The organism is Flavobacterium sp. 316, assembly GCF_000967805.1.
Lineage (GTDB): Bacteria > Bacteroidota > Bacteroidia > Flavobacteriales > Flavobacteriaceae > Flavobacterium > Flavobacterium sediminilitoris.
The window spans coordinates 259,348-271,705 of the sequence record NZ_JYGZ01000005.1 but is presented as its reverse complement, the minus strand read 5'-3'; the positions used below and the strand labels follow the sequence as shown (position 1 = coordinate 271,705).

The following is a 12,358-nucleotide window of genomic DNA, read 5'->3' as shown; positions in this document are numbered from 1 at the left end:
TTAACGCCAACATTCTAATTATATTGTAATTTTAAATTCGAAATCAAAAAGATTATTAACTATATTTTTGTATATAACTATTTACTATTAAATCTGTATTTTCATTACGTCTTTTTCGCTCTAATTGAATTGGAGCAGCAGCTCTTTCTAAGCAATTTTTAACAGCACAAGTTTCACAAGTAACACCTACTACTTGTTTAATTATCGATTCATTATCAATAAATTTAAATTTCTTTTTCAATGTTGGTGTTATTAAAATTCCAACAGAAATACTTCTTATATGATCCTTTTTAAACGGATCTGGTGTTGCCGAAGAAAAAACTAAATATTCATTATTACTATTTTCATAACGAGAAATTTGAGCATCAAAAAAATGATTTTTATTCTGTTTTATTGACTCTATTATTGTTTTAACAGAAACCCAACGTCTACAATAATGCTCATTCATTTCATTTGCATGAGGTTCTTGCTGATTTGTGATATGTAATTCTTTTTTAATTTTATAATTACCACTTCCTATCTTGTGAGACATTCTAAGAAAAAATAAATTCTTCAATTGAAAATCTTTTGGCAAAATATTAGTTAAACGCTGATAAAATGTTTCTGGAGACACTTTAAAATCAGATATTAATTGAACAAATTCTTGTGGCTTTGGAGCTTCTCTAGAAACAAATAAATTCAAATTACCAATTAACTTTTTCTTTGGCAAAAGCAACGCGCCAGCAAAATAAGAAGCGTAAAAATTATTCAATACCTGATCGAAATTATCAAATTTAATCCAACTAAAAGTATACAATCGTTCCTTTATTTCTAAATAATTATAAGCAATTTCTTTTGCAAATATAAATGCTTTCTGGAACTCGTCTACATCAGTAGAAATAAGCAATGTTTTACTCTTTGGAACAAAGATAGAGCGCAAATCTCCTAATTCTTCATGCTCTGAAAATACTAATTCTATAATCTTATAATTATATTCTTCAACTAAAATAGCTTTTAATTCATCCAATGAAATTTGCAAATCAAGATCAACGTGAAATGCCTTTGCGAAATGTTCTACTTTCTGCTCTAAATCTTCAAAATAATTATTTTGCGTTTCTTGATAAGATCGTAATGAAGCCAAAAAGAAACTTTCTCTTGACAAATTGTAATGCTGAGCAATTTCAATAATTGTACTAATAAAAGCATTTACTTTTGCAGGAGCATTTGCAATAATATCAATCAAATCATCTTCCTGAATACCAAACAACTCTAAAGGTATTTCTTTTAAAATTCCAGATTTTAATATTTCTCCTATTGGAGCCAAATTATTATCCAATTTCAAAGACACCATATTATCATAAGGCACTTCTAATTTTTCAGACAATAAAATAATTTTATCCGTTTTAGGATATTTTTTCCCTTTTTCAATTTCATTCAAATATGATTTTGACAAACCAGTAATTTTTGCCAAACCAAACAAAGATAGGTTTCTATTTGTTCTTGCCTGTTTCAGTTTCAACCCAAAAATCAGCTTAATATAATCTCTTTCTAAATTCATAGTTTCAAATATACGCTAATATTCAAAATAGTAAAAAAATAATTTTTTATAATTTTAGCGTACGTTCGCTTGTTTTGTAAAAAACTTTTTTATAATATTGCCTTATCAAAACAATTAAATCATGGAAAATCAAATAGAAACAAAAGAAAAAAGACTTCAATTTAAAATTGAATCAAAAGAATCGTTCCCAGATATTCTAACCGAAAATGCTATGTTTTTTTTAATAGAACTTCATGAAAAATTCAATAAAAAAAGAATAGCACTTCTTGAAAAAAGAAAAGAGCAACAACAAAAATTTGATGAAGGCGAACTACCAAACTTTCCAATAGAAACAAAAAAAATTAGAGAAAGCGAATGGATTGCTGCATCAACACCAGAAGAGTTGCTAGATAGAAGAGTTGAAATTACAGGCCCTGTTGATCGAAAAATGGTAATTAACGCCTTAAATTCTGGAGCTAAAACATTTATGGCTGATTTTGAAGATAGTACTTCTCCAACTTGGAACAATCTAATGAATGGTCAACAAAATTTAAAAGATGCTGTTGCCAAAACAATCTACTTATTTGACAAAAAGAAAAATAAAGAATATAAATTAAAAAATGAAACTACTGTTTTATTAGTAAGACCAAGAGGGATTCATTTAAACGAAAAACATATCTTAATCAATAATGAAGAAATTTCAGGCTCATTAGTAGATTTTGGCTTGTATGTTTTTCATAATCACAAGACTTTAGCAGAAAACAACACAGCCCCTTACTTCTATTTACCAAAATTAGAACATTATTTAGAAGCCAGATGGTGGAATGAGGTATTCAACTTTACAGAAGAATATTTAGGAATTAAAAACGGAACAATTAAAGCGACTGTTCTTATTGAAACCATAACTGCTAGTTTTCAACTGGACGAAATTATTTATGAATTAAGAAACCATATTGTTGGGTTAAACTGTGGTCGTTGGGATTATATTTTTTCTTATATCAAAAAGTTTAGAAATAATGAAAAATTTATTGTACCAAACAGAGATCAAGTTACCATGACAAGTCCTTTTATGAACGCCTATTCCCAATTAGTAATTCAAAGATGTCATAAGAGAAATATTCACGCAATTGGAGGAATGGCTGCACAAATTCCAATTAAAAATGATAATGCAGCGAATGAAATTGCTTTCAATAAAGTAAAAACAGACAAAGAACGCGAAGTTAAAAATGGACATGATGGAACTTGGGTAGCACATCCAGATTTAGTTGAAGTAGCACTAAAAGTTTTTAATGAAAACATGCCGACAAAAAACCAAATTCACGTGAAAAGAAGTGAATTAAACATTACTGAAGCTGATTTATTAGAAGTACCTCAAGGAAGTATTACTGAAGAAGGTGTTCGCAAAAACATCAATATTTCGGTTTTATACATTGCTTCATGGTTAAATGGTCAAGGTGCAGCAGCTTTAAATCATTTAATGGAAGACGCAGCAACAGCAGAAATTTCTCGCTCTCAATTATGGCAATGGCTACGAAATGGCGTAACTCTAGATAATGGGAAAATATTAACTGAGAAATATTATGACAAAATTGCCATGGAAGAATATGAAAAAATTAAAAATCTAGTTGGTGATGAAAATCACGAAAAACAACATTACAAATTAGCCGAACAACTATTAGATATTTTAGTCGTGAATTATAACTTCATAGACTTTTTAACAATTTTAGGTTACAAACATATTTAACACAACTTATTACAACACAAAATGAAAACAATTGAAACAAGAATTCAAGAATTAGTAACAGATTGGTTAACAAACGAAAGATGGAAAGGAATTGAACGTCCTTATACTGCTGAAGAAGTAGTTAAACTTCAAGGTTCTTACAAAATAGAACACAGCATAGCAAAATTGGGAGCTGAAAAACTTTGGAAAAAGCTAAATGCTCAAGATTATGTTGCAGGACTAGGCGCTTTAACAGGAAACCAAGCAATTCAAGAAGTTGAAGCTGGATTAGAAGCTATATATTTAAGTGGTTGGCAAGTAGCTGCTGATGCCAATGTGGCTGGAGAAATGTATCCCGATCAATCTTTGTATCCCGCGAACAGTGTGCCTCTTGTGGTAAAAAGAATTAATAATGCTTTATTACGAGCAGATCAAATTCAAGTGGTAAATCAAGTGTCTGAAAAAGACAGAAAAGACTATTTAGTACCAATTGTTGCCGATGCGGAAGCAGGATTTGGTGGTAATTTAAATGCTTTTGAATTAATGAAATCAATGATTGAAGCAGGTGCTTCTGGAGTTCATTTTGAAGACCAATTAAGTTCTGCAAAAAAATGTGGTCACTTGGGAGGAAAAGTATTAGTCCCAACACAAGAAGCAATTAACAAATTAATTGCTGCACGATTAGCGACAGACGTTATGGGAACTCCAACTTTAATTATTGCTCGTACCGATGCTGATGCAGCAAACTTACTAACAAGTGACATTGACCCTAGAGATGCTAAATTCATTACAGGCGAAAAAACAAGTGAAGGTTTCTTCCATGTAAAATCTGGAATTGAACAAGGAATCGATCGAGGATTAAGCTATGCACCTTATGCTGATTTAATTTGGATGGAAACCAGTAATCCAGACTTAAAATATGCAAAACAATTTGCAGATGCCATTCATGCCAAATATCCAGGAAAAATGTTAGCCTACAATTGTTCGCCTTCATTCAACTGGGCCGCAAAATTAACCATTGCAGAAATGGAAACGTTTAGAGAAGATTTAGCAGCAATGGGATATAAATTCCAATTTATCACTTTAGCAGGCTTCCATGCTTTAAATACAAGTATGTTTGAATTGTCAAAAGCCTATAAAGAGAGAGGAATGGCTGGTTATTCTGAATTACAAGAAAGAGAATTTGCTTTACAAAAAGATGGTTTTAAAGCAGTAAAACACCAAGGATTTGTAGGAACAACCTACTTTGACGCGGTTCAAAATACCGTTACTAACAATAGATCTTCGACTACAGCAATGAAAGATTCTACTGAAGTAGCGCAATTTTAATTTTTAAGCATAGTTTGGTTTAACAAAATGCCTTGGGAAAATTCCCAAGGCATTTTTTATGAGTATATTTTCAAGACATTTTTAATATCAAATAACTATTTTTGGATAGGTTATAAAATAAATATGATTATTGGATTAAAAATGTTTTTAGTCTCTTTAGAATAAGCTCTTCAATAATATAATTAGAAGCGTTAATTATGAAACATTTAGAACTATTAGGATGTGATGAAAAGATACATCGTACGAAAATCATGCTAACTATCAAAAATAACACGAAAGTTAATACTAAAGAAGCAAAAGAAATAGTCGATCTTCTATTTTTAAATAAATCAATTCATTTGATATTGAATTTTGAGATACAAAAGTGTAATGAATTTCTATGGTCTTTAGCAGAATTAGGTGTAAGAATAGGCAATATATCTTGGCATGAAGAAAATAGAAAGTAATAAAAAAGGATTTAAACTAATAGTTTAAATCCTTTTATTGATTATAAATGTTATGCTTTCTTATTTTCAACAACTTCTAAATTCGTGAAAACTGTTTCATTACCTTTCTTTATATGAATACTATATTTAGTAGGAAGTACGTATTGTTTTCCATTTCTAGCTTTTTCAAACACTGCTTTTTTATCTTTTTTCTTCCATTTAGCAATTACATCATCAGAAAGTGTATAGTCATAATTCACTAGGTTCAATCCTTTTTTTGCTGTTATTTTTTTAGAAAAAACAACAATTCCTTTTTCATTCTCTATAATCATTTCTACTTCTTCATTCGAATTAGAATAAAACCAAATTTCTGTTTTAGGCTCGTAAGGTTTTCCCCATTGACTCCAACTATTTCCCCATCGTTCTGATTTTTTTATCGAAGGTACTTCATAAACAAACAAAGATTTATTAAGAATATCTGATGTTAATTTTTGTAATTCATCAATTCCAACTTTATATAAAGAACGACCATGTGTTCCTACGATTAATTCTTTTGCCTTAGGCTGAATAACTAAATCATGAACTGCTACATTTGGCATTTCAGAAGAAAAATCTTCCCACGATTTTCCTTTGTTTAAAGAAACAAACAACCCATTGTCAGTACCTACAAACAATAGATTTTCGTTTTCTGTATCTTCTAAAATTACATTGACTGGACTTTGCGGTAAATTAACGCTTATATCTTGCCAAGTTATTCCATAATCATCAGACACATAAACATACGATTTAAAATCATCATTACGATAACCATTTAAAGTAACATATACCCTTTCTTTTTTAAAGGCAGAAGCTTTTACTCTTGAAACCCATAAATTTTGTGGTAAATTATTTGATGTTTTTTGCCAAGTTGCACCACCATCTTTTGAAACATGTATTAGTCCATCATCAGAACCAACATAGAAGAACCCAAACTGAAACTTACTTTCAGAAAAAGAAGTAATTGTTCCAAAAGCAACATTTCCTTCAACAGCACCTTTCGTCAAGTCTGGTGATATTTTCTCCCACGTTTCTCCTTGATTCATTGATCGGTGTAAAAAATTAGATCCCATATATAAAATATCTTGATTATGAGAAGATAATAAAATAGGTGTTTGCCAATTGAATCTTAATGGTTTTTCGTCTTTTTTTGCTTTTGGAGAGATAAAATCCATTTTATTTTTTGATCTATCAATTCTGTAATAGTTTCCAAATTGATATCCTGTAAAAACGATATCTGGGTTCCTATTATCAATTTGTATTTGCATTCCATCTCCTCCCATTAAACTTTCATAAGGGTATTTTCCGTCCTGATGCCAAGAAGTTGAAGGATAGTAATTATTATTTCCTACCCAAACACCATTATCCTGCAAGCCACCATAAACATTATAAGAATTATTATAATCTATATTAACAGCATAAAACTGTCCCACTGCATTATTATTACATTTTATCCAATGTTCACCATTATCATAACTAATATTAATTCCTCCATCATTACCATTAATAATATGATTTGGATTTTTTGGATTAACCCAAGTTACATGATGATCTGCATGAACATTATCTTTATTTATACTAACAATCGTTTTTCCTCCATCTTCTGAAAAAAGCAAAGGAACTCCTCCCATGTAAATTCTATTTTCATTACTAGGATCAACTGAAATAATACCAAAGTAATACCCATAACTATAATACATATCATCTATAAAATCATCATGCGTTCTTTTCCATGACTTTCCTCCATCAATAGATTTATAAATTTCACAACCTATAACTTCTGTCTCAAAAAGCGCTTTATTAGCATCTTGTAATACTTTTTTTACTTCAGATGGTTGCATTTCACCTTTTTCAACCCAATTTTTAATTGTTTGAGCTCTATATTTTTCTCTTAATCCATGCTTTTTTAAGTATGCATTAATCTCTTTATTTGATTTTTGAATAAAAACTTCACCAGGAGCACTAAACATTTCTGGCATTGGCAATTTTGATTTATCAGATATCGTCGATTGTGGTCTGTTATTTTGATTATCTAAAACTGCATAAATAACATTTTCATTAAAAGCAGCAAGCCCTATTCTACCAACACCCACGTTATTTGGAAAACCACTTTCCTTAGTTGAAATTAATTTCCAAGTGCTTCCAGCATCCTCACTTTTATAAATTCCAGAACTTTCTCCATTCCCTTTAAAATTCCATGCTTTACGCTCTCTTTCCCAAGCTGCTGCATACATTATATTAGAATTATTTGGAGCTACTGAAAGGTCAATTATTCCAGTATCTTTATTAATAAATAATGCTTTTTTCCAAGTTTTTCCACCATCAATGGTTTTAAAAACACCTCTTTCATCATTTGAAGTATATAAATGACCTAGAGCAGCAACTACAATTTCATTATTATTTTTTGGATTAACCCAAATTCTACTAATATGATGACTATCTTGCAAACCAATATTCGTCCATGTTTTCCCTTTATCAGTTGATTTTAAGACTCCTATCCCTGCATAAGACGAACGAGATGAATTTACTTCACCAGTTCCAACCCAAATTGTTCCAGTTTTCCAATCTACCGTTACTGATCCACAATTTTGCGTTAATGCTTCATCCATAACAGGTTCAAAACTCATCCCATTATTTTTAGTATACCATAGTCCACCCGAAGCATACGCTGCATAAAACTCAGTAGGATTTTCCGGATTCACAGCTAAGTCAACTATTCTACCGCTCATTATAGTAGGACCAATACTTTTGAGTTCTACATCAGAAAACATATCGGTTTGCGCCCAAATAAAACTTTGGAAAACAAGAAACAAGAGTACTATTTTATTCTTCATTGATTATTTTTTTGCTGAAAAATACTCAATATAAAAAGCGTTACAAAATTTTTATTTTCATTTTAACATCTTTCTTTTTTTATCTTTTTAATTTTGAAAGTTTATTACCTGCATTTACAATGAAAATTAAAAAGACAACAAACAGCTTAGTATCTTACATAAAATTGTTTATTGATAATGATATTTTTGAAAAAGACATTTTAAATGCCGCATCTCTATTCTCTAATATCCTATTAAATAAAAATAATTTTTTAGTAAAAGAAAACGATATTTGCAACTATTTTTGTTTTATAGAAAATGGTATTTTACAACATTCTATTACCGTTTTAGACGAGGAAAAAACAAGTTATTTGGCTTTAAAAAATTCAGTTACTACTTCATTAAGTAGTTTCTTAAATAAAGTTCCTTCTCGAAAAAGCATTAAAGCAATTTCAGATTGTAACTTATGGGTTATAGATTTTGAAACTTTTAGCGATTTAGTAAAAAATAACAAAGGGTTTAACCAGTTTTATTCCAAATTAATTGAAAAACAAATTTGTTTGATTGACGATTACCGAATTGATTTATTAACTTTAACTCCCGAAGAGCGTTATAAAAAGCTATTAGTAAACGAAACAAAACTATTACAAGAAGTTCCTTTACACTATTTAGCTTCTTTTTTAGGGATTTCAACTCGTCATATGAGTAGAATTCGAAAAAACATAAAATAGCGCCATTTGGCTATAACACTTAATATAAATAGTTTTTAATTTTGAAGAATAATAAAACCAAATTAGCATGAAATACCATCAAATAGATCGAGATTTATTCATAAAGAATCGTAAAAAATTTGTTTCACAAATGAAACCTAATAGTGTTGCAATATTTAATTCTAATGATATTTATCCAGTAAGTGCAGATAGTACACTTCCTTTTGCCCAACACAGAGATATCTTCTACCTTAGCGGTGTTGATCAAGAAGAAAGTGTTTTACTTCTTTTCCCAGATGCTCCATACGAAAATTTAAAAGAAATTTTATTCTTAAAAGAAACAAATGAGCACATTGCAGTTTGGGAAGGTGAAAAATTAACAAAAGAACGCGCTTTTGAAGTTAGTGGAATTAAAACCGTAATTTGGTTACAAGATTTCCATAAAACATTAAAAGAAATTATGGCTTATGCTGAAACTATGTATATTAATACAAATGAGCATTATCGTGCAACTATTGAGACTGAAACTCGTGAAGCTCGTTTTGTAAAATGGTGGAAAGAAAATTATCCGGGTCATAGGGTTGAAAAATCAAATCCTATTCTACAACGTATTCGTTCTATAAAAGAAAGCGAAGAATTAGATTTAATTCAAAAAGCATGTGATCTTACAGAAAAAGGGTTTAGAAGAATCTTGAATTTTGTAAAACCAAATGTAATGGAATATGAAATTGAAGCCGAATTTGCACATGAATTTTTAAGAAACCGTTCTAAAGGTTTTGCTTACACTCCAATTATTGCTTCAGGAAACAATGCTAATGTTTTACATTATATTGAAAATAATCAGCAATGTCATGATGGTGATTTGTTATTACTTGATGTAGGAGCAGAATATGCTAATTATTCTAGTGATATGACAAGAACGATTCCTGTTTCTGGAAAGTTTAATGACCGACAAAAAACTGTTTATAATGCTGTTTTAAAAGTAAAAAATGAAGCTACAAAAATGCTTGTTCCTGGTACATTATGGAAACAATATCATATTGAAGTTGGAAAACTAATGACTTCCGAATTATTAAGTTTAGGCTTATTAGACAAAGCTGATGTGCAAAACGAGAATCCAGATTGGCCAGCTTATAAAAAATATTTCATGCATGGAACTTCTCACCACATGGGATTAGATACACACGATTATGGTTTATTATATGAACCAATGCAAGCTAATATGGTTTTCACCGTAGAACCTGGTATTTATATTCCGAAAGAAGGTTTTGGTATCCGTTTAGAAGATGATGTTGTAATTCAATCTTCTGGCGAACCTTTTAATCTAATGCGCAATATTCCTATTGAAGTAGATGAAATTGAATCAATAATGAATAGTTAAAAGCAATCGATTTCTAATGATTAATTTAAAAATAGCGACTTATAATTGTGAGTCGCTATTTTGTTATAACCTCTTGTGAAACTAAATTTATTTCTATTCTTAATTTTCTAATTATTTAAATATTTTCTTATATTTGAGATATAGAAACGTTCTTACATTTAGAAAYRAAARRRRMYWWYTTWRGSYWAAAAAATGTCAAAAAAGACGAGAAAGTGCTATTTTTAGATACTTTTAATCTGGCATTAAGTATCAATATCATTAGTACTTAGCAAGTTTTGACTACTATCCTTTTGACACATCGATTCCTAGAAAATTACTAAATTTACTCATAGAAAAAGATTTTAATGTTAGCAACCAAACTATTGAATCTTCTATCGAAGCCTTAATAATAGTCCTTTAAGACTGAATAACTATTTGATGCTGATTCAATAAAACCGACAAAGTCCTGATCTGGGGATAAGCCTTAAAACTTTGCGGCGCGAATGGTTTACTTTGTCAGTTTTGGTTGTTATTAAATTTACGAATTTTTCAAAGAACAAATCTAAAGGCTGGCGCGAGCGTCTCTAAATAATCGGCATCGCTACCGCGAGCTTCTAGCTCGTGGACACAAAGAATAAAACAACAAAAGCAACTCTTTTAAAAGTTGCTTTTGTTGTTTTAAAAARCACTATATTTACAACACGTTCTTACAAATAATTTTGAGTTGCACATGACTACCTTTCTTTCGGAATGACCTTGCCAGGCCGCACCAGCACTRGGAATGACTACCGTTACGGCTTCCAAGGACAGGAAAAAGATGACGAGTTAAAAGGACCAGGAAATTCTTTGAATTATACTTTTAGAATGCATGACCCACGAGTGGGTAGGTTTTTTGCTGTGGATCCTTTGGCAGCTAAATATCCTCATAATAGTCCGTATGCTTTTAGTGAGAATAGAGTAATTGATGGAGTGGAATTAGAAGGATTGGAAGTAAAACTATTAAATGGCACTTCAGGACCTTACAGTACAGATAATAAAGATGTCGATACTTCTGAAGGTCTGTATACTAAACTCCATATTCATGATGTTACAATTACTTTAGGATATGATGAAAAAACAACAAAAGTGAGGATTCAAGATGAATTAGTTAAAGGTAATCAATATGGAATCTCTATACCTAATGGAACTTCAGAAGTGGTTTACAATAATACCGAAACACAAGAAGTATTTGGACCAAAATCAGGTACTAATGAAACACTAGAATCTTTTAATGTTACTTTGAAGATTCCTTTTATAGATTCTAGATTTACTGAAAACATTATCAGGTATAATGTTTTTACAGCAAAAGTTTCTTCATTGAGTGATATTGAGAATGCAAAATTTAAATTAGTAGATAATAGTCCTTATTTTATGAAAGTTGCTCGTGCCTTTTTTGGAGGTATTAACTTTGGTTTAAATACTGGATTGCTAGCAAACATGTCTTCTTTGAACTTTAGACCAAATCCAAAATCTTTTAATGATTTTGCAAATAATCCATGGTCTCTATACGGTCGAAGTGCATCCGACATACAAAAAGTATTAGGAAATAATTGGATTTTAGGAAAATACGGCAAGAGTGGTCAAGGATGGAAAGTCACCAATAAGAATCATCCTAATCAACAGATTTATTTTAATAGCAATGGTAGACATGGAGGAAGATATTGGGGTATAAAAGGTTTTAAAAATGGTGGTGGAGAAACCAAGATAACTAATAAAGATTACATTCATAGCTCAGACGACAAAGCAACTGTAATACAAACAATTTTTGAATAATGATTTATACGGAATTTAAAGATTTTTTAGAAATATGCTCTAGTTCTATTTTAGAAAGAGATAATGAATACATAGAATGGTGTATTTTTGAGAGACTAGAACTAGGTGCTTATTCATTTATATCTGATGAATTTATGGATAACCTATTAAATGAAAAGTATATTGATGAAAAAATATATTTTTTAGTTATAAAATTAGGGAAAAAGAGTATAAAGTTACTCAATTCAGATTTTGAAAGAAATGGAGAGTACATTAGAAATAATTCGGATTGGAAAAAAGTTTTTAAACTTTCTGATAAAATTTTAAAATTAATTGAGGAAAAAGAAAAGTTAAACTCCAGCTTCCCCTAGTATTCTATGATAAAAACAAGTAAAAAATGAATTATTTTTGTTAATAAAATTAAGTGGCAAACTTCATAGTATCTACATATGGAGTTTGTCTTTTAACAACGGCAAATACCCTTGCAATAAGTTTGTTTCTAATAATATTACCCCGATCGCGCAGATATGCACAAACGTTAGCGCAGAATTGCATTCTGTGCCCACAAAATATATAAAAAACACAAAGCCACATCATTGTGGCTTTTGTTGTTTTTTAGTGTAGGTGTAAGTTCTTAAGAAAACTGTTTTTGAAT

8 protein-coding genes and 1 pseudogene are annotated in these 12,358 nt (G+C 30.1%); 7 read left to right on the top strand and 2 right to left on the bottom strand.

Features of this window, described 5'->3' with window-relative positions; translation table 11 throughout:
- Positions 1-55 precede the first annotated feature (55 nt).
- Positions 56-1,537 (bottom strand): helix-turn-helix domain-containing protein, encoded by a 1,482-nt coding sequence (locus SY27_RS12330; protein WP_045970724.1) that lies wholly within the window; start codon positions 1,535-1,537, stop codon positions 56-58.
- Between the two features lie 121 nt (positions 1,538-1,658).
- Here SY27_RS12330 and aceB point away from each other — a divergent pair, with 121 nt between their 5' ends.
- From aceB to SY27_RS12315, 3 genes are all read left to right on the top strand, one after another.
- Entirely contained in the window at positions 1,659-3,260 is a 1,602-nt protein-coding gene (gene aceB / locus SY27_RS12325; RefSeq protein ID WP_045970722.1) for a malate synthase A, read from the top strand.
- 21 nt (positions 3,261-3,281) lie between these two features.
- Complete coding sequence (aceA, locus tag SY27_RS12320) at positions 3,282-4,568, top strand: isocitrate lyase (RefSeq protein WP_045970719.1); 1,287 nt, start codon at positions 3,282-3,284, stop codon at positions 4,566-4,568.
- A gap of 197 nt (positions 4,569-4,765) precedes the next feature.
- Positions 4,766-5,014, top strand: a complete 249-nt coding sequence (locus SY27_RS12315; protein ID WP_045970716.1) for a hypothetical protein — start codon at positions 4,766-4,768, stop codon at positions 5,012-5,014.
- Between the two features lie 50 nt (positions 5,015-5,064).
- Here the strand turns inward: SY27_RS12315 and SY27_RS12310 are convergent, their stop codons facing one another.
- Positions 5,065-7,863: a sialidase family protein gene (locus SY27_RS12310; RefSeq protein ID WP_045970714.1), complete on the bottom strand. Its 2,799-nt coding sequence runs from the start codon at positions 7,861-7,863 to the stop codon at positions 5,065-5,067.
- A gap of 119 nt (positions 7,864-7,982) precedes the next feature.
- Here SY27_RS12310 and SY27_RS12305 point away from each other — a divergent pair, with 119 nt between their 5' ends.
- The 4 genes and pseudogenes from SY27_RS12305 (at position 7,983) to SY27_RS12290 (ending at position 12,074) form a co-directional block, all read left to right on the top strand.
- The gene (locus SY27_RS12305) at positions 7,983-8,573 is read left to right on the top strand and encodes a Crp/Fnr family transcriptional regulator (RefSeq protein ID WP_045971143.1); all 591 of its coding nucleotides are present in this window, start codon (positions 7,983-7,985) and stop codon (positions 8,571-8,573) included.
- 67 nt (positions 8,574-8,640) lie between these two features.
- Entirely contained in the window at positions 8,641-9,933 is a 1,293-nt protein-coding gene (locus SY27_RS12300; RefSeq protein WP_045970712.1) for an aminopeptidase P family protein, read from the top strand.
- 726 nt (positions 9,934-10,659) lie between these two features.
- A pseudogene (locus SY27_RS12295) lies at positions 10,660-11,724 on the top strand (hypothetical protein); the annotation flags it as partial.
- Entirely contained in the window at positions 11,724-12,074 is a 351-nt protein-coding gene (locus SY27_RS12290) for a hypothetical protein (RefSeq protein WP_045970708.1), read from the top strand. The pseudogene SY27_RS12295 and the gene SY27_RS12290, both read left to right, overlap by 1 nt.
- The last annotated feature ends 284 nt before the right edge of the window (positions 12,075-12,358 follow it).

Excerpts from the sequence above, each read along its gene's own strand:
- SY27_RS12330 (WP_045970724.1), bottom strand. The coding sequence starts at position 1,537 with ATGAATTTAGAAAGAGATTATATTAAGCTGATTTTTGGGTTGAAACTG.
- aceB (WP_045970722.1), top strand. The coding sequence starts at position 1,659 with ATGGAAAATCAAATAGAAACAAAAGAAAAAAGACTTCAATTTAAAATT.
- aceA (WP_045970719.1), top strand. The coding sequence starts at position 3,282 with ATGAAAACAATTGAAACAAGAATTCAAGAATTAGTAACAGATTGGTTA.
- SY27_RS12315 (WP_045970716.1), top strand. The coding sequence starts at position 4,766 with ATGAAACATTTAGAACTATTAGGATGTGATGAAAAGATACATCGTACG.
- SY27_RS12310 (WP_045970714.1), bottom strand. The coding sequence starts at position 7,863 with ATGAAGAATAAAATAGTACTCTTGTTTCTTGTTTTCCAAAGTTTTATT.
- SY27_RS12305 (WP_045971143.1), top strand. The coding sequence starts at position 7,983 with ATGAAAATTAAAAAGACAACAAACAGCTTAGTATCTTACATAAAATTG.
- SY27_RS12300 (WP_045970712.1), top strand. The coding sequence starts at position 8,641 with ATGAAATACCATCAAATAGATCGAGATTTATTCATAAAGAATCGTAAA.
- SY27_RS12290 (WP_045970708.1), top strand. The coding sequence starts at position 11,724 with ATGATTTATACGGAATTTAAAGATTTTTTAGAAATATGCTCTAGTTCT.